Raw genomic sequence first — 18241 nt, forward strand, 5'->3', positions numbered from 1 at the left:
GGCGTCGAATAAGTCTTGCGGGGGTAAGGCCCCGCCGCGACTTGTTCTCCTGGCACTCTCATCGTTTCCCTCAAGCGCAGACCGCTTCCTGATTGAGTCCGGACCCTAATTCTCGATGGCGCCGGCGAGGACGGGCGCTTCGGGCCGCCCGGCTTCCACCGGGCTGTCGCCTTCGCCATGCCCCGTGGAGCGCGGTCCCTTGCGCACGATGCGCGCCATGAGGATCACCCCGGTCGGATAGACGAAGACATAGACGATGACATAGGCGAGCAGCGAGATCAGCACGTCGAGGCCGGTCAGCGACGGCGACATGGAATCGGCCGTTCGCAAATGGTCGTAGATCGTCCAGGGCTGCCGTCCCGTCTCGGTGACCACCCAGCCGGCGATCACGGTCAGGAAGCCGATCGGGATCGTGAGCTGCAGCACCTTCAGGAAGAGCGGGGTCGTGGTCAGCCGGCCGCGGATGCGCAGCCAGTTCCCCCAGATCACCAGGCCGAGCATGATGATGCCGAGCCCGACCATGATGCGGAAGCCGAAGAAGGGCAGGGCGACGAAGGGGCGGTCCTCCGGCGGGAACGCCTTCAGCCCTGTGATCTCGCCGTCCAGCGAATGCGTCAGGATGAGGCTGCCGAGATAGGGCACCTCGATGGCATAGAGATTCTTCTCGGCGTCCTGATCCGGGATCGCGAAGAGCGTCAGCGGCAGTTCGCTGCCCGTTTCCCAGATCGCCTCGATCGCGGCAAGCTTGGCCGGCTGGTACTGGCGCGTGTTGAGGCCGTGCGCATCGCCGACATACATCTGCAGCGGCACCAGAACGGTCAGCAGCCACAGCGTCATCTTCATCATCACCTTGCCTTCTTCGGCGAAGGTGCCGCGCCGGATGAAATAGGCGCTGATGCCCATCACCACGAAGCCCGTCGTGATGTAGAAGGCGATGACGTTATGGGCGAGGCGGTAGGGGAAGGACGGGTTGAAGATCGCTTCCGACCACGAGGTCGGGAAATAGCGGCCGTCGACGACCTGGAACCCGGCCGGCGTCTGCAGCCAACTGTTGGCCGAGAGGATCCAGAAGGCGGAGAGCAGCGTGCCCGCGGCCACCATCAACGTGGCGAAGAGATAGGCCCAGCGCGGCACCAGATGGCGGCCGAACAGCAGCACGCCGAGGAAGCCGGCTTCGAGGAAGAAGGCGGTCAGCGCCTCATAGGCGAGCAGCGGCGCGAGCACGTTCGCGGCGGCGTCGGACAGGCGGCTCCAATTGGTGCCGAACTGGAACGGCATCACGACGCCGCTCACCACGCCCATGCCGAACGAGATCGAGAAGATCTTGATCCAGAAGGTCGACAGGCGCAGATAGATTTCGCGCTTCGTGATGAAGTGGATCGTCTCGAGGACGGCAATATAGGACGCCGTGCCGACCGTGAAGGCCGGCAGGATCACATGGAAGATCACGACCCATGCGAATTGCAGTCGTGACAGGAACACCGGATCGAGTTCCATCTTCCACCTCCCGAAAACGAATCAGGCCAGCCCGACTTGCACATCCGCCCCAGATGCCGGCACGAACGAAGGCTAGGGCGGATCGTGGCCGCTGTCGATAAGCCTCCCTCATTGTTGGACGATTCGTCCCTATCAAAGCGTGTAGCGGCCCACGCAGCCGCGGCCCCTTGAAACCGCGCCTCTCCCGGCAAGATGAGCAGTGAGGCGGCCGCGTGAGCCGGCCAGGGGACGGGTCGATGCCAGTGCTGTCGCGGTTGAAGGGTTGGTGGGCGGCGGTCGAGCGCTATGCCGCCCATGCGGACCCGCGTGTCACCGCCTGCAACTGGATCGCGCTCGTCGTCGCGTCCAACCAGCCTTTCTATCCGCTCTATGTCGAGGCCGTCGCGGGCCGGGGAGGGCTCGCCGCCATGCTGACCTTCCTCTCGACGCCCTTCTTCGCGCTGGCGCCGCTGGTCGCGCGGCGGCATGACCGCATCGGCCGCGCGATGCTGCCGCTCGCCGGCATCGCCAACAGCCTCCTCGCGCTCGTCCTGTTCGGCGAGGCCTCCGGGGTGCTGCTCTTCCTCGCGCCCTGCGTCGTGATCGCCGGCCTCGCCTTCCGGCCTGACGAGCGGGGCTGGTCGTTCCCGCTTATCGGCGTGGCGGCGCTGGCCTATTTCGCCGGCCCGATGCTCGCCGCGACACCCATGGTTTCGCTGGACGAGGCCGGCAGCCTGGCGCTCCTGCGGGTCAACGCCTTCAGTGCCGGCTGCCTGCTCGCGCTGACCGGCCTGACCTTCTCGGGCGCGATGGCGGCCGGGCCCCGACGATCCGGAGCCTGATCCCGCCGGCCGCGCGGCGCGCGACACATCCTGTTACACTTCGGCGCTGGAAAATTTGCGCCGCCTGCGCTGAATGGGCTGCATTCCTCACCCGGAGCGGGCATGGACCGCACACCGCATATCCTCGTCGTCGACGATCATCGCGAGATCCGCGAGTTGCTCGCGCGCTATCTCGTGAAGAACGGCCTGCGCGTCTCGGTGGCGTCGGGCGGCGTCGAGATGCGCCAGGCCATGCGCGCGGGCGCCATCGACCTCGTGGTGCTCGACGTCATGATGCCGGGCGAGGACGGGCTGACGCTCTGCCGCCAGCTCCGCCAGAGCGGCGAGATCCCCGTGGTGCTGCTGACGGCCGTGGCCGAGGAGACGGACCGCATCGTCGGGCTGGAGCTCGGCGCCGACGATTATGTCACCAAGCCCTTCAATCCGCGCGAGCTGCTCGCCCGCATCCGCGCCATCCTGCGCCGCGCCTCCGCGGCGCCGCGCGCCGAGGCGAGCGAATCCGGCCAGCGCTTCCGCTTCGACCGCTTCGTGCTCGATGTCGACCGCCGCGCGGTGCTCGACGAGGGGGGCGAGGATATCGGCCTCGGCAGCGCCGAGTTCCGCCTGCTGCTCGCCTTCGTGACGCGGCCCGGCATCGTGCTCTCGCGCGAGCAGCTCCTCGACATCACCGCCGGCCGCGCGGCGCAGCTCTTCGACCGCAGCATCGACAATCTCGTCAGCCGCCTCCGGCGGCGGATCGAGCCCGATCCGCAGCGCCCGACGCTGATCAAGACGGTCTGGGGCGATGGCTATTCCTTCGCCGCCAAGGTGGAGCCGGCGGGGTGAGGGCGTCGCTGCCGCGCCTCTGGCCGCGCAGCCTTGCCGGACGGCTCGTGATCATGCTGGTCGCGGCGCTGGCGCTCGCGCAGCTCGGGCTGACGCTGATCCTGCGCGTGCAGCAGGACGCGCTGCTCGACGGCGTCATCCATGGCCAGGCGCTGAACCAGACGGTGGCGCTGGCGCGCCTCCTCACCGACTATCCCGCTTCCGACGGCGAGCGTATCGCGCGGGCCTTCGGATCGCGCGGCTCCTGCGCCAGCGTGGCGGCCGCGCCGCCGCCGGCGCACCCGCCGGGGCCGGCCGAGCGCGATCTGGCGCAGCTGCTGCAACAGATGCTCCACGGCGTCGAGGCCGCGCCGCCGATCGTCTCGGTCGAGCCGCTCGGCCCGGACCGGCATCCCTGCCCGACGGGCCGGCCCGGCCCGCCGCCACCCGACCACCGGCCGCCGGCCCCGGAGGGCGATCGGCCCGGCGGGCCGCGCCGCGTCGCCGCCGTCGCCATGACCGTGCCGCTCGCCGACGGCCGCTTCGCGACGCTGCGCTCCGCCGTCGAACTGCCGGGCGGGTTCGGCCGCGTCGCGCTGCTCTCCTTCCTGCTCTCCGCGCTGGCGGTGGCGGCGGTGGCGGTGCTGGCGATCCGCGGCCAGACGCGCTCGCTGCGCCATCTCGCCGACGCCTCGGAGCGGTTCGGGCGGGGCGAGGCCGTCCCCCATCTCGCCGAGACGGGGCCGAGCGAGGTCGTCGCCGCGACCCGCGCCTTCAACACGATGCAGCAGCGGCTCGGCGACTTCATGAGCGACCGGCTGCGCCTCCTCGCCAGCATCAGCCACGATCTGCGCACGCCGCTCACGACGCTCCGGCTCAAGGCGGAGTTCATCGAGGACGAGGCGGTGCGCGACGATATCGTGGCGACGATCGACGAACTGACGGTGATCTGCGAGGCGACGCTCGCCTTCACCCGCGCCGAGGCGACGAGTGAGGCGACAGCGCTCCTCCGGCTCGACCAGCTGGTCGCGGACTGTATCGAGGAATTCCGCCTCGCGGGCGCGGATGTCGAGGCGGCCGATCTCGCCGCCGTCACATATCCCTGCCGCCCGGTGGCGCTGAAACGCGCGCTGCGCAACCTCGTCGAGAACGCCGTCCGCTACGGCCATGAGGCGCGGGTCTCGGTTCGGGACGAGGCCGACGCCGTCGCCGTCGCGGTGGCTGATGCGGGGCCTGGCCTGCCCGAGGATCGCATGGACGAAGCGTTCCAGCCCTTCGTGCGGCTGGAGCCCTCGCGAAGCACCGAGACGGGCGGCATCGGCCTCGGCCTCGCCATCGCGCGGTCGATCGTGCAGGCACATGGCGGCACGCTGATGCTGGAAAACCGCCCGCAGGGCGGCCTCGTCGCGACGATCCGCCTGCCGAAAGCGGCGGCGTCGTGAAGGCTGCGCCGATGGCGCGGCGCCTGCTTCCGGCGGGGCGTGAATCACACTAGGCTCGCGCCATCCTTCACCCTCCACGGAGTCATCCGACATGGCCGACGCTGCCTGGCGCGCCGATCCTCTGGCCTGGGGCCACGGCCCGCGCGTGTTTGAGGCCTTCCTCGAGCCGACCTGCCCCTATTCGGTCCGCGCCTTCAACAAGTTCGACCTGCTCCTGGCCGAGGCCGGCGCCGATCGCATCACAATCAAGATCCGCCTGCAGCCGCAGCCCTGGCACATGTATTCGGGCGTCGTGACGCGCTGCGTCATCGCCGCCTCGACGCTGCCGGGCGGCAAGGAGGAGGCGAAGAAGGTGATCGCCGCCGTGGGGGCGCATCGCGAGGAATTCGAGTTCGACAAGCACTGGGGCGGCGCCAATCTCGACGCGACGCCGCGCGACATCATCAAGCGCGTGGAAGACTATAGCGGCGTCGCGCTGTTCGACGCCTTCGCCATTCCCGATCTCGACAAGGAGATCAAATGGCACTGCAAATATGCCCGGCAGAACGGCATCCATGTCTCGCCGACCTTCATGATCGACGGTCTCGTCCAGCCGGACATGTCGAGCGGCGACGCGGTCGCCGACTGGGCGGCGAAGCTCGTCGGCAAATAGCCTCCTCAGGTCCAGCCGCCGTCGACGACGAAGCTCTGCGCCGTGCAGTGGCGGCTGTCGTCGGCAGCGAGGAACAGCGCCATGCGGGCGATGTCGGCCGGGTCCAGCTTGTCGGGAATGCACTGGCGCTCGGCGATGCGCCGCTCGCCGGCCTCGTCGAGCCAGAGCTTCACCTGCCGCTCGGTCATGACCCAGCCCGGGACGAGGCAGTTGACGCGGATGCGGTCCGGCCCGAACTCGCGGGCAAGCGCGCGGGTCATGCCGTAGACGCCCGCCTTGGCGGCCACATAGGCGACGCAGTCCGCCGCCGCCATGGAGACCACGATCGAGCCGAGATTGATGATCGAGCCGCCGCCGGCGCGCGCCATGCCGGCGCGCACCGCCTGCGCCGCGAAGAATTGCGGGCGCAGGTTGACCGCCATGCGGTCGTCCCAATAGGCGGCATCGACCGCCTCGACCTTGTGGCGGTCGTCATTGGCGGCGTTGTTGACGAGGATGTCGACATGGCCGGCCTCAGCCTCGAACGCGGCGATGGCGGATCGCAGGGCATCGACGTCGCGGATGTCGCAGTGGCTGTAGCGGACGGTGGCGGGGAGGGACGCCGTCAGGGCCGCCGCGGCGGCGTCGTCGATGTCCACGAAGCCGACCCGGGCGCCCTGTTCGGCGAAGTGCCGGGTGAGGGAGGCACCGATACCCGTCGCTCCCCCGGTGATGAAGACCGATTTCGAGGCGAGGCTTGGATAGTTCGCGAAGCTGGACATCGACGCGGATTCCGCTCTATTTCATGTAACGATATATATCGCGGTAGCATCGTTTCGGACGGGAAGGCAAGCATGACGAACGAGGCACCGGCGCGGCGGCGGGCGACGATCAAGGATGTCGCGAAGGCGGCCGACGTGTCGCCGATGACGGTCTCCAACGTCTTGAACGGTCGCCTGCAATATGTCAGCGCGGCGACGAAGAAGCGCGTCGAGCGCGAGATCGAGCGGCTCGGCTATCGCCGGCAGGCCAATGCCCGCAACCTGCGCGTCGCGGAGCAGCGCTCGATCGGCATGGTGATCGTCGACGAGTCGCCGGCCTTCCTCGCCGATTTCTTCACCTGCCAGGTGGTCGCGGGTCTTGCCAATGTGCTGAACAGCGCCGACTACACGCTGACGGTTCAGGGCATGCGCGGCGACCAGCTCGAAACCTCGATGATCACCCGAAATTTCGAGGTCGGCGGCTTCTGCGCCATGATCGCCGGCAGCGGCGAGGAGCGCCGGGCGGCGATCCGGCGCCTCGTCGATCTCGACCAGCCGGTCATCGTCTTCCAGGAGCCGATCACCCTGCCGGGCGCGGATTTCTGCGCCATCCGGCAGGACGACCGCGGCGGCGGACGGCTGATCGGCGACCATCTGCTCGCCCGCCGCGTCGAGGATTTCCTCGCCGTCGTCCCCGCGCAGGATTGGCCGGCGATCGAGGAGCGCCTGGCCGGGCTCCGCGAAAGTCTCGCGGCGAATGGCGGCGGCGCGCGGCTCACCGTGATCGCCTCGGCGAGCGAGAGCTTCGCCGACGTGCAGGATGTCGTCGCCCGGCATCTCGCCGACCATCCGCTGCCTGGCGCCATCATCGGCGCCAACGACCCGATCGCAACCGCCGCCATGCTCTACCTGTTCGACCACGATGTCCGCGTGCCGGACGATGTGCGCATCGTCGGCTTCAACGGCTTCGAGGCGCATCGCTATGCGCGGCCGCGGCTGACCACGGTCGATTCGGCCGCCTATCAGCTCGGCGAGCAGGCGGGACGCGCCATGCTGGAGCGGCTGGAGAGCGGCCGCTTCGCCCGCAACGAATGCGTTCTTCCCGTCCATTTCGACGCCGGCGCGACGACCTGAGGCGCTGCTGCGGCAGGCCTCTCGAGGGGGCTTGTCAGCCGATTAAATTTAACGTTACATGTAGCTCGAGGGAGGCGCCATGACCGATCAGAAGCCCAAAGAGGCCACTACGCCGTCGATATCCGCCGGGGGTTTGCCTGCGACGGCTGCGGACGCATCGACATCGTCCCAGGGCGGGGCGCCGCGCCGCAGCGCGGAGTGGTTCGGCCGCGTCGGAAAATACGGCTTCATTCCGCGGAGCTGGATGAAGAGCCAGGGCTTCTCTGCCGAGCTCTTCGACGGCCGGCCGGTGATCGGCATCTGCAATACCTGGTCCGAGCTCACCAACTGCAACCGGCATCTGCGCGAGCTCGCCGAGCATGTGAAGCGCGGCGTGCTGATGGCCGGCGGTTTCCCGCTCGAATTTCCGGTGACGAGCCTCGGCGAGCCGCTGATGCGGCCGACGACGATGATGTTCCGCAATCTCGTCGCGATGGATGTCGAGGAGACGATCCGCGCCAACCCGATCGACGGCGTCGTGCTGCTCGCCGGCTGCGACAAGACCACCCCGGCGCTGCTCATGGGCGCCGCGAGCTGCGATATCCCCGCCATCCTCGTCTCGGGCGGCCCGATGCTGAACGGGCGCTATCAGGGGCGGGTGCTCGGCTCGGGCACCGACGTGTTCAACCTCGACCAGGAATATCGCACCGGCAAGATCACCAAGGCCGATGTCGAGGCGGCGGAAGCGGCGATGAGCCGGTCGGCGGGCTCGTGCATGACGATGGGCACCGCGTCGACCATGGCGCTGATCGCCGAGGCGATGGGCATCGGCCTGCCGATGAACGGCACCATCCCCGCGCCCGACAGCCGCCGCGCCGTGCTCGCCGAGGAGGCCGGCAAGCGCGCCGTGCGTCTCGTCGAACAGGATATCCGCATCTCGAAGATCCTGACGCGCGAAGCCTTCGAGAATGCGGTGAAGGTGGCCGGCGCGATCGGCGGCTCGACCAATGCCGTCGTGCATCTCCTCGCGCTCGCCGGCCGTCTCGGCGTTCCGTTCACGCTTGCCGACTGGGACGAGCTCGGCCGCGACGTGCCTTGCCTCGTCGACCTGAAGCCGTCTGGCCGCTTCCTGATGGAAGAGTTCTTCGATGCCGGCGGCCTGCCCGTCGTGATGCGCCGCATCGCGGAGAAGCTCCATCTCGGTGCTCCGGCGGTCGAGGGCGGCACGATGGGCGAGCGCATCGCCGATGCGCGCGGCTGGAACGACGAGGTCATCCGCACGGTCGACAATCCGCTGACGCCGAAGGGCGGTCTCGTGGTGCTGCGCGGCAATCTCGCGCCCGACGGCGCCATCCTGAAGCCTTCCGCCGCCTCGCCGCGGCTGATGCAGCATCGCGGCCGGGCCGTCGTGTTCAAGGATGCCGACGATCTCCGGGCCCGCATCGACGATCCCGATCTCGATGTCGACGCCGACAGTGTGCTGGTCCTCCAGAATGCCGGCCCGCGCGGCTATCCGGGCATGCCGGAAGTCGGCACGATGGCGCTGCCGAAGAAGCTGCTCGCCGCCGGCGTCACCGACATGGTGCGTGTCTCCGACGCGCGGATGAGCGGAACGGCCTTCGGCACCGTCGTGCTGCATGTCGCGCCGGAATCGGCGCTCGGCGGGCCGCTCGCCCTCGTCCGGACCGGCGACATGATCGTGCTCGACACGGCGGGCCGGCGCATCGACGTCGAGATCGACGCCGAGGAGATGGCGCGCCGGCGCGCCGCCTTCGTGCCGCCGGCCCCGGCCTATGAGCGCGGCTACGGCAAGATCTTCATCGATCACGTGCAGCAGGCCGACAAGGGCGTCGATTTCGACTTCCTCGTCGGACAGAGCGGCACGCCCCCCTCCAAGGTTTCCTTCTGAAGCGAGGCTCCATGACGACCCCCATGCCTTTCCGGTCGCGGCAGAACGCCCCTCTCCCCGATGGCTGGGAGCAGCTCTATTCCGCCGTGCTCTCGGATTCGCTCGATGCCGTCGGCATCACCAACCAGGCGATGACGCCGGCGATCCGGCCGCTCGACGAGACGCTCAAGATGTGCGGCCGCGCACGGACCGGCATCTATATGGAGGTCGCGCATGTCGAGCCGGGCGAGAACCCCTATGAGCTCGAGATCGCCGTCGTCGACGACCTGAAGCCGGGTGACGTCGCGGTCTTCGCCTGCGGCGGCTCGACCCGCATCGCCCCCTGGGGCAGCCTGCTCTCGACGGCAACGACGGTTCGCGGCGCCGCCGGCTGCGTCACCGACGGCTTCGTGCGCGACATCCTCGAGATCCGGCGGCTGAAGCTGCCCGTCTTCCATGGCGGCATCGCGCCGCTCGATTCCAAGGGCCGCGGCCAGATCCAGGCGGTCGACGTGCCGGTCATCTGCGGCGGCGTCCGCGTCGCGCCGGGCGATCTCGTCTTCGGCGATGCCGACGGCGTCGTGGTCGTGCCGCAGGCGGCCGAGGCCGACGTGCTGAAGGTCGCTTTCGACAAGATCAACGGCGAGAGCCACTCGATGCGCGAACTGCGTGCGGGCGGCTTCCTGCGCGACGTCTATGCCAAATACGGGGTGCTCTGATGGCGCATGCTGACAAGGCGCCGTCCAACCCGGTCGCCGGCTTCTTCAAGATCGAGGGCACGGCGATCGCGCTGGTCTTCGTGCTCCTCGTCATCCTCTTCATGCTGACGGCGCCGCGCGCCTTTCTCGGCTACCGCGTCTATATGAGCTTCATGGCGACGGTGCCGCCGCCGATGATCATCGCGCTGGGGCTGACGCTCGTCGTCGTCGCCGGCGAGATGGACCTCTCCTTCCCGTCGGTTGTCGCCTTCGCCAGCTATGTCTTCTGCCAGCTCTACCAGAGCTATGACCTGACCTGGCTGGCGCTCGTCGCGGCGCTCGTCACCGGAACGGTGATGGGCTTCATCAACGGGCTCGTCGTCACCAAGCTCGGCATCCCCTCGCTGATCGCGACGCTCGGCATGCTGTTCCTATGGGGCGGGCTGGTCACGGTCGTTTCCAACGGCGCCTCGCTCGCCATTCCAGATATCGAGGGGCGGCTGATCCACACGGTGTTCGCCGGACGGATCGGCGTCATTCCGGTGCAGTTCCTCTGGGCGCTCGCGGTCGCGGTCGTCGTCTGGCTGATCCTGAACCGGCATCGCTTCGGCGAGAGCCTTCTCTTCATCGGCGACAATCTCAAGGTCGCCAAGGTGGTTGGCATCGCCATCGACCGGGAAAAGATCAAGCTCTTCACGCTCATGGGCCTCCTGTCGGCGCTCGCCGGCGTCTTCCTGACGCTGGAGACGACGACCTATTTCTCGCAGGCAGGCATGGGCTACCTGCTCACCGTCGTCGCGGCGGTGTTCATCGGCGGCACCTCGATCTTCGGTGGCGCCGGCAAGGTGGTCGGCACGGTCTTCGGCGCGCTGATCGTCGCGATCATCGAGGCGGGCCTCGTCGCCAGCGGCGTCGCCGGCTTCTGGACGCGCTTCTATATCGGGCTCGTCTTCATCGTCTCCGTCACCATGAATGCGGCAATCGAGGATCCCGACAAGGTCCCGTTGCTCCGGCAGCTCCGCTCGCGCGCGAGAAACTGACCGCACTTCCAGAAAACAACCAAGGGGAACACGACAAATGCGCAGGATCACGAAAACGATTGCCGGAATGGCGCTGGCGGCCATGGTCGCCGCGTCAGGAGTTTCGGTCGCGGCCGAGGCCGTCGATTCCGGCATGACCATCTATTTCCAGATGGGCGGCAATCCCGGCGACACGGCGACGCTGGCCCGCGAGCTCGGCGCCCGCGACGCCGCCCGTGTGCTCAAGGTCAACCTCATCGAGCAGCATTCCGGCTGGGACCCGCAGAAGATGATCGTCCAGGCCAAGGAGGCGATCGCCGCCCAGCCCGACGCCATCGTCGTGATGGGCCATCCTGGCACCGATGCGATGAAGTCGATCCTCGACGACGCCAAGGCCGACGGCATCGTTGTCGTCGTCAACAACAACGAACTGCCGGGCACGGGCCTCTCCTATTTCGGCCTCGACAATTACGGCGCGGGCAAGAACCTCGCCAATCTCACCATCGAGAACGGCAAGCTCAAGGAAGGCGACAAGGTTCTGGTCTACGGCGCCTTCGTCGAGGGCGCTGCCGGCGCCGATGTCGCCAAGGGCGCGACGGAAGTCCTCAAGGAGAAGGGCATCGCCTTCACGCCGCTGCAGTGGTCCAACGAGGCCGTGCAGGATCCGGCGCTCTCGGTGCCCGTGCTCGTCGCTTATCTCGAGGCCAATCCCGACACCAAGGCGATCATCGTGCCCGGCCATGGCGGCATCACCGCCGTGCTCGACAAGGTGCTGAAGCAGGCCGGCAAGCAGCCGGGCGAGGTCGTCACCTCCGGCTTCGACATCTCCTCCGCCGCCATCCAGGGCGTGCGCGACGGCTACATCACCGTCGTGCTCGACCAGCAGCCCTATCTGCAGGGTTTCATGCCGGTCGCCGCAGCGGTCCTGCAGAAGAAGTACGGCCTCGCCGGCCTGCAGCTCAACACCGGCGGCGGCTACCTGACCAAGGACAATGTCGACGCGCTCGCCGCGCTCGTGAAGGACGGTATCCGCTAGTTCGCGGCCGCCACCGGGCGGCGCGGGCCAACGCCGCGCCGCCATTTCATCTCATCCTCACGAAGCGGATCGCTCCCATGACCGTCACGCCGGCCGCCGCAACCCCGATCGTCCGTCTCGAAAATGTCGGCAAGAGATATGGCAAGGTCGTGAGCCTCAAGGAGGTCACGCTCGAGATCGGACCCAACGAGATCGTCGGACTGATCGGCGACAACGGCGCCGGCAAGTCGACGCTGATCAAGGTGCTGACCGGCGTCGAGCCGCCGACCTCGGGCGCGCTTTATGTGCGCGGCCAGCGCATCGACGCCTCGTCCTATTCGGTCAAGGAAGCGCACAAGCTCCGGATCGAGACCGTCTACCAGGATTCCTCGCTCGGCGAGAAGCAGCCGCTCTGGCGCAACTTCTTCGTCGGACGGCCGATCACCAACCGCTTCGGCTTCATCGACGTCAAGGCGGAGAAGCGCATCGCCGAGGCGATCATGCGCTCGACGATCGGCTTTCGCGGCGTCGGCCTCGATGTCGACACGCCGGTCTCGCGCCTTTCCGGCGGCGAGCGGCAGGGCGTCGCCATCGGCCGCGCGATGCATTTCGACAGCGACCTCATCGTGCTCGACGAGCCGACCGTGGCGCTTGCGCTGAAGGAGGTCCAGAAGGTCCTCGACTTCATCCGCTCGATCAAGGCCGGCGGCCGGTCCTGCATCTATATCGAGCACAACATCCATCACGTGCACGAGGTTTGCGACCGCCTCGTGGTGCTCGATCGCGGCGAGATCGCGCTCGACGCGCCGACCTCGTCGATGACCTACCAGGAACTCGCCGACTTCCTGATGTCGCTGCATCACCGCCGCCCCGCGGCCGCCACCCATTGAAGAGATCCCGATGACCGCGCGCGCCTATTGCGACTGCCACGTCAATATCTGGAACGAGGAGCATGTACTGCCGCTCTATACAGAGCAGCTCGCCCGCGTCCGCGCCGGGGCGATGGCGCCGAAATCCGATGCCGACACGCTCCACGCCGAAATGGCCCATGTCGAGAAGGCGATCGTGTTCGCGCTGCGCTATGGCGACAGCATCGGCATCGAGAGCGACGACGAGACCACTGCGGCGGCGGTGGCGAAATATCCCGAGAAGTTCGTCGGCTTCGCCTATGTCGACCCGCGGCGAGCCGACTGCATGGAGCTTCTCGTGCATGCGGTCGAGGACCTGAAGCTGAAGGGCGTCAAGTTCGGGCCGATCTACAACGGCGTCGCGCTGTCGGACCCAAGGCTCGTCCCCGTCTACGAATACCTCCAGAAGAACAATATCCCGCTCACCATGCATATGGGCACGACCTTTGCCCGCAACGCCCCCATCGACATGGGCCGGCCGCTGCATGTCGAGCCGATCGCACAGAAATATCCCGACCTCGTCATGGTGATGGCCCATATGGGGCACCCCTGGTACGAGGAATGTATCGTGGTTTCGCGCAAGCAGCCGAACGTCTTCTGCGAGATCTCGGCGCTCTCCTACCGGCCCTGGCAATATTACAACATCCTGATCGCCGCGCAGGAATACCGCATCACCGACAAGATCTTCTTCGGCACGGACTTCCCCTTCGCGCGCGTCGACGAATCCGTCGACGGCCTCCTCACGATCAACGACCAGGTCGAGGGCACGAGGCTACCCCGCGTCAGCGAGGAGACGATGCAGCGCATCCTTGAATCGAACCCGTTCACCCATTGGTGGCACGGCGACAACCCGCTGGCCTGAGCCGAGGACCCGAGAGATGACCGCGCGCGCCTATTGCGACTGCCATGTCAATATCTGGAACGACGAGGATGTGCTGCCGCTCTACGAGACGCAGATCGCCCGCGTGAGGCCCGGCGCGATGGCGCCGAAATCCGATGCCGACACGCTCCATGCCGAGATGGCGCATGTCGAGAAGGCGATCATCTTCGCGCTCAACTATGCCGACAGCTCGGGCATCGAAAGCAGCGACGAGACTACGGCGGCGGCGGTCGCGAAATATCCGGAGAAGTTCGTCGGCTTCGCCTATGTCGATCCGCGCCGGCCCGACTGCATGGATCGTCTCGTGCATGCGGTCGAGGACCTGAAGCTGAAGGGTGTCAAGTTCGGGCCGATCTACAACGGCGTTTCGCTGTCGGACCCGCGGCTTGTTCCGGTCTATGAGTATCTCCAGAAGAACAACCTGCCGCTCACCATGCATATGGGCACGACCTATGCCCGCAACGCACCGATCGACATGGGCCGGCCGCTGCATGTGGAGCCGATCGCGCAGAAATATCCCGACCTCGTGATGGTGATGGCCCATATGGGGCATCCCTGGTACGAGGAGTGCATCGTCGTCTCGCGCAAGCAGCCGAATGTCTTCTGCGAGATCTCGGCGCTCTTCTACAGGCCCTGGCAGTACTACAACATCCTGATCGCCGCGCAGGAATACCGGATCACCGACAAGATCTTCTTCGGCTCCGATTTCCCGGCGGCGCGCGTCGACGAGTCGGTCGATGGACTGCTCTCGATCAACGATCAACTGGAGGGCACCAGGCTGCCGCGCGTCAGCGAGGAGACGATGCAGCGCATCCTCTGGTCCGATCCCTTCAAGCACTGGTGGAAGGGCGACAACCCGCTCGGGTGAGGGGCCTGCGCCGCCGGCCGCGACGGCCAAGCCGCGGCAAAACCATCCGCGCTGGGGGCGATATCATCAGGGTTCCGGCAGCCGCGCACACCCGACGCCCGGTGGCGCCGACCCGTCATGTTCCCGCCGATGCTCTTGAAGCGCAGGCCGCGCCAATGCGCGCCAGCATTCGACTGCACGGCCCGGTCGTCCGCGGGAAGTCACGGTTTGCAACCGGTTAGCGGAAGGCTGGTCACGGGAAACGTGGTGGAGCCGAGGGGAGGCGCCACCGCTCGGCCGGCACCACGCAGCCTACAAGGCGTCGCTTTCGGTAGAGCCCCGAGCACTCGCCGACGACGACAGGGCGCTGGACTGTTTCACGCAGTGGTGCCGCGCAGAACCATCTGCGCCCTACCGTCGAGACCATCACACCGAAGCTGGCCGGGCCGTGCTTGCGGCAGACGTCAGCCGTCGCTGCTCCCGCCTCCTGCTCTCCTCAGCATCCCGATGATCTGCTCTTCCGTAAATCGTGAGGGGCGCATCTTCCGTCCGTCTCCGTGAGTGACGGACTCTACTCAAATCTGGAGGAGGATCAGGGTCTCAGGTCAATCTGAGCGCCGTCACGTGCGCCGAGCAATCGGCGCGACCAACTGGTCGCTTGCGACATTTATATGATGTGATATTTCTACGGATATCTTGATGATGTTTCGAGGTGCCGTCCACGTGCCTCGCCAGCGCGCGGAGTGGCCTTGATCCCCGAACTTCTCCCGGACCACGAAGCGGCGTTCTCGCCGGATTATGCTAGCGCCCGCGCCAAGATCGCGACACTTGCGGGCGACCGGCCGGCGGCGGCGATCGCCTATGCCAACCCGAATGTCGGCCCGACGGGCGAGCCGCTGGCGACCGAGACCTATTGGTTCGGGCCGCGTGACGCGCGCGACGTTCTGGTGCTGGTTTCGGCGACGCATGGCGTCGAGGGCTTCTGCGGATCGGCCGCCGCCGCCGACTGGCTCCTCACCGGCGGGCCTGACCGGATCGGCCCCTCGACCGCCGCTCTCATCGTTCATGCCATCAACCCGCATGGTTTCGCCTGGCTGCGCCGGACGACCGAGGAGGGGGTCGACCTCAACCGCAACTGCATCGATTTTGACGCGCCCCTCCCGAAAAATGCCGGCTATGACGAGCTGGCGACGGCCTTCGTGCCGCGCTCGCTCGACGCGGAGACGCTCGCGCAGGCCGATGCGCGCATCACCGCCTATCGCAGCCTCCAGGGCGCTGTCGGCCTCGAACAGGCAAGGTCAAGCGGCCAATACACCCATCCCGAGGGGCTCTTCTATGGCGGGACCGCGCCGGCCTGGTCGATTCGCACGCTGCATGCGCTTGCCGCCGATCACGGCCTCGCTGGGCGCCGAAACGTCGCGGTGATCGACTATCATACCGGCCTCGGGCCGTTCGGCTATGGCGAGCCGATCTGCGGCCACCGCCCGGGCGAAAGTGGGCAGGCGCGCTGCCGCGACTGGTACGGGCCGAGCCTCGGCGAGCCGCTGCTCGGTCGCTCGTCCTCGCTGCCGATCGCCGGGCTCACGCAATATGCCTGGGCCGCCGCGGTCGGCGCCGAACGGCTCACCTTCATCGCGCTCGAATTCGGAACCTATCCGCCGGAGGAGGGCACGATCGCGCTCCGCGCCGATCACTGGCTGCACGCCTATGGCAAGCCGGACTGGTCGAGCGCGGAGACGCAGCGCATCAAGGCCGGCCTCCGCCGCTTCTATCATCCCGACACCCGCGACTGGCGGCAGATGGTGCTCTGCCGCAGCCGCATCGTCATCGACCAGGCGCTCGCGGGCATGGCCCGAACGAGCGACTGAGCCTTGCCCATTCACCCTTCGACGGATCCCAGCCGATGACGCGCATTCTCGTCCTCAATCCCAACAGCTCCGTCGGCGTGACCCGGGACATGGATGCCGCGCTCGACCTCCTGCGCTCGCCCGGCGGGCCGGCGATCGTCTGCGAGACGCTGTCAGAGGGGCCGCCCGGCATCGAGACGCAGCAGCATGTGGAAAGCGTCGTGCTGCCGATCGCCCGCCATTTCGCCGACCGCGAAGCCGACGCCTATGTCATCGGCTGCTTCTCGGATCCGGGCCTGGCGCTCGCCCGCGAAAATCTGGCAAAGCCGGTGCTCGGCATCGCCGAATCCGCCTTTCATGTCGCCATCGGCCTCGGCCAGCGCTTCGGTATCGTGGCGATCAAGCAGGGCTCGATCCCGCGACATATGCGCCATGTGCGTAGCCTCGGCTTCGAGAGCCGGCTCGCCGGCGACCGGCCGCTCGGCGTCGGCGTCACGGAGATGTCGGGCGAGGGCGTGATCGACCGCATCGTCGCGGTCGGCCGCGAGCTGCGCGACCGCGACGGCGCCGACGTGCTGATCCTCGGCTGCGCCTCGATGGGAGGCTATCGGACGGCGGTGGAGGATGCGCTCGGCCTGCCGGTCGTCGACCCGACCCAGGCGGCGGTGGCGCGGGCGATCGCCCTTCTCTCGCTCGGCTACCGGAAGGCGGTGTAGCGCATGGCATTCGATCTCATCCTGCGCGGCACCCTGGTCCGCACCGACGGGCTGATCGAGAACGGCTGGATCGCGATCGCCGGCGAGAAGATCGCGGCGATCGGAAGCGGCGCGGCGCCCGAGGCGGCGCTCACCGAGGATTTCGGCGACGCGCTGCTCTTTCCCGGCTTCGTCGACGGCCAGACGCATGCGACCAGCTATCGCGGGCTGCCAGGCTTCGCGGCGACCAGCCGTTCGGCGCTGGCCGGTGGCATCACGACCATGGTCGACATGCCCTATGACAACCCGGACCCGCTGAACACGCTCGCGCGGCTCGAGGCCAAGGTGGAGGCGATCGAGACGCTGTCGCATTGCGACGTCGCCCTCTATGCGACGGTCGCCCCCGGCCAGGGCACCGGCACCATGGTCGACCTCGCCAAGGCCGGCGTCTGCGCCTTCAAGATTTCCAGCATCGAGAGCCATCCCGTGCGCTTTCCGCGCCTGCCGGCCGACGAGACGCTCGCGATCCTGAAGGCGTCGGTCGAGACGGGGCTGCCCGTCGGCCTCCACAACGAGGACCAGGAGATCGTGCGGGCCGGCATTGCCGCGCTGAAGGCGACGGGACGCACGACGCCGGAATGGCACGAGCCGAGCCGGCCGCTCGCCGCGGAACTCACCGCCACGGCGCATTTCCTCGAGCTCGGCCGTGTGACCGGCGCGCATGTCCATATCGTCCACATCTCGCATCCGACCGGCTATGATCTCGTCGCGCGCTATCGCGACGAGGGCGTCAGGGCGACCGGAGAAATGTGCGTCCACTATCTCCATTTCGACGCGGGGCGCGACACGGCGCGGCTCGGCGCGCGCATGAAGGTGAGCCCTCCGATCAGGACAGGCGTGCTCGACGCCCTCTGGCAGAAGCTCGCCGAGGACAAGTTCGCGCTCGTTTCCTCGGACCATTCGAGCTGGCCGGTCGACAACAAGCTCGTCCCTTCGATCTTCGATGCCGGTGCCGGTATTCCTGGCCTAGAGACGCTGGTGCCGTCCTTCTTCACCGATCTCCGTGGCCGCGTCGCGGACGCGGCCGGGCGGCTCTGCCTCGAGGTCTCGGAGAAGCCGGCGCGGCTTTTCGGTCTCTATGGCCGCAAGGGGGCGCTGCATCCCGGCTTCGACGCCGACGTGGCGGTTCTCGAACAGGACGCTTTCCGTTTCGATGCCTCGGCGACCCGCGACGGGCTCAACTGGAGTCCCTATGACGGCGAGACCTTTGCCGCACGGATCGCCGCCACGTATCTCCGCGGCCGCAAGGTCTTCGACGGAGCCGACATCATCGGCGCGCCGGGCGATGGCCGCTTCGTCAAGCGCGCCGCTTGAG

Annotated in this window: 17 protein-coding genes; 15 read left to right on the forward strand and 2 right to left on the reverse strand. The window is 67.6% G+C overall.

The window, feature by feature from the left end:
- Positions 1-105 precede the first annotated feature (105 nt).
- Entirely contained in the window at positions 106-1497 is a 1392-nt protein-coding gene (locus QO015_RS16305; protein WP_266282991.1) for a cytochrome ubiquinol oxidase subunit I, read from the reverse strand.
- A 236-nt stretch (positions 1498-1733) separates the two neighbouring features.
- Between QO015_RS16305 and QO015_RS16310 the strand changes: the two genes are divergently transcribed.
- From QO015_RS16310 to QO015_RS16325, 4 genes are all read left to right on the forward strand, one after another.
- Positions 1734-2318, forward strand: a complete 585-nt coding sequence (locus QO015_RS16310) for a hypothetical protein (RefSeq protein WP_266282989.1) — start codon at positions 1734-1736, stop codon at positions 2316-2318.
- 102 nt (positions 2319-2420) lie between these two features.
- Positions 2421-3143 carry a response regulator gene (locus QO015_RS16315; protein ID WP_266282988.1) on the forward strand — a complete coding sequence of 241 codons (723 nt, stop codon included), beginning with the start codon at positions 2421-2423 and terminating at the stop codon, positions 3141-3143.
- Positions 3140-4564, forward strand: coding sequence for an ATP-binding protein (locus tag QO015_RS16320; protein WP_266282986.1), 1425 nt, complete (start codon positions 3140-3142; stop codon positions 4562-4564). The genes QO015_RS16315 and QO015_RS16320 overlap by 4 nt, the downstream gene beginning before the upstream one ends.
- A 91-nt stretch (positions 4565-4655) precedes the next feature.
- On the forward strand, positions 4656-5216 hold the full coding sequence (locus tag QO015_RS16325; RefSeq protein ID WP_266282984.1) for a DsbA family protein: 561 nt from the start codon (positions 4656-4658) through the stop codon (positions 5214-5216).
- A gap of 5 nt (positions 5217-5221) precedes the next feature.
- Here QO015_RS16325 and QO015_RS16330 read toward each other — a convergent pair whose 3' ends face one another.
- Positions 5222-5977: an SDR family NAD(P)-dependent oxidoreductase gene (locus QO015_RS16330; protein ID WP_266282982.1), complete on the reverse strand. Its 756-nt coding sequence runs from the start codon at positions 5975-5977 to the stop codon at positions 5222-5224.
- A gap of 72 nt (positions 5978-6049) precedes the next feature.
- Between QO015_RS16330 and QO015_RS16335 the strand changes: the two genes are divergently transcribed.
- From QO015_RS16335 to QO015_RS16385, 11 genes are all read left to right on the forward strand, one after another.
- The gene (locus tag QO015_RS16335) at positions 6050-7090 is read left to right on the forward strand and encodes a LacI family DNA-binding transcriptional regulator (protein WP_266282980.1); all 1041 of its coding nucleotides are present in this window, start codon (positions 6050-6052) and stop codon (positions 7088-7090) included.
- A gap of 133 nt (positions 7091-7223) precedes the next feature.
- Positions 7224-8978, forward strand: coding sequence for an IlvD/Edd family dehydratase (locus QO015_RS16340; RefSeq protein WP_266283289.1), 1755 nt, complete (start codon positions 7224-7226; stop codon positions 8976-8978).
- 11 nt (positions 8979-8989) lie between these two features.
- A complete protein-coding gene (locus QO015_RS16345; RefSeq protein WP_266282978.1) occupies positions 8990-9676 on the forward strand; it encodes an RraA family protein in 687 nt (228 codons plus the stop codon).
- Positions 9676-10695, forward strand: a complete 1020-nt coding sequence (locus QO015_RS16350) for an ABC transporter permease (protein ID WP_266282976.1) — start codon at positions 9676-9678, stop codon at positions 10693-10695. The genes QO015_RS16345 and QO015_RS16350 overlap by 1 nt, the downstream gene beginning before the upstream one ends.
- A 37-nt stretch (positions 10696-10732) precedes the next feature.
- Positions 10733-11710, forward strand: a complete 978-nt coding sequence (locus QO015_RS16355; RefSeq protein WP_266282975.1) for a substrate-binding domain-containing protein — start codon at positions 10733-10735, stop codon at positions 11708-11710.
- A gap of 77 nt (positions 11711-11787) precedes the next feature.
- Complete coding sequence (locus tag QO015_RS16360) at positions 11788-12579, forward strand: ATP-binding cassette domain-containing protein (RefSeq protein ID WP_266282974.1); 792 nt, start codon at positions 11788-11790, stop codon at positions 12577-12579.
- A 10-nt stretch (positions 12580-12589) separates the two neighbouring features.
- Positions 12590-13459 carry an amidohydrolase family protein gene (locus QO015_RS16365; protein WP_266282972.1) on the forward strand — a complete coding sequence of 290 codons (870 nt, stop codon included), beginning with the start codon at positions 12590-12592 and terminating at the stop codon, positions 13457-13459.
- A 16-nt stretch (positions 13460-13475) separates the two neighbouring features.
- Positions 13476-14345, forward strand: a complete 870-nt coding sequence (locus tag QO015_RS16370) for an amidohydrolase family protein (RefSeq protein WP_266282971.1) — start codon at positions 13476-13478, stop codon at positions 14343-14345.
- Positions 14346-15073: 728 nt separating this feature from the next.
- Positions 15074-16192 (forward strand): M14 family metallopeptidase, encoded by a 1119-nt coding sequence (locus tag QO015_RS16375; RefSeq protein ID WP_266282970.1) that lies wholly within the window; start codon positions 15074-15076, stop codon positions 16190-16192.
- A 35-nt stretch (positions 16193-16227) separates the two neighbouring features.
- A complete protein-coding gene (locus QO015_RS16380; protein ID WP_266282969.1) occupies positions 16228-16887 on the forward strand; it encodes an aspartate/glutamate racemase family protein in 660 nt (219 codons plus the stop codon).
- A 3-nt stretch (positions 16888-16890) separates the two neighbouring features.
- Entirely contained in the window at positions 16891-18240 is a 1350-nt protein-coding gene (locus QO015_RS16385; RefSeq protein WP_266282967.1) for a dihydroorotase, read from the forward strand.
- The last annotated feature ends 1 nt before the right edge of the window (position 18241 follow it).

Origin of the sequence: Kaistia geumhonensis, from assembly GCF_030815145.1 — a bacterium.
Classification (GTDB): Bacteria; Pseudomonadota; Alphaproteobacteria; order Rhizobiales; family Kaistiaceae; genus Kaistia; species Kaistia geumhonensis.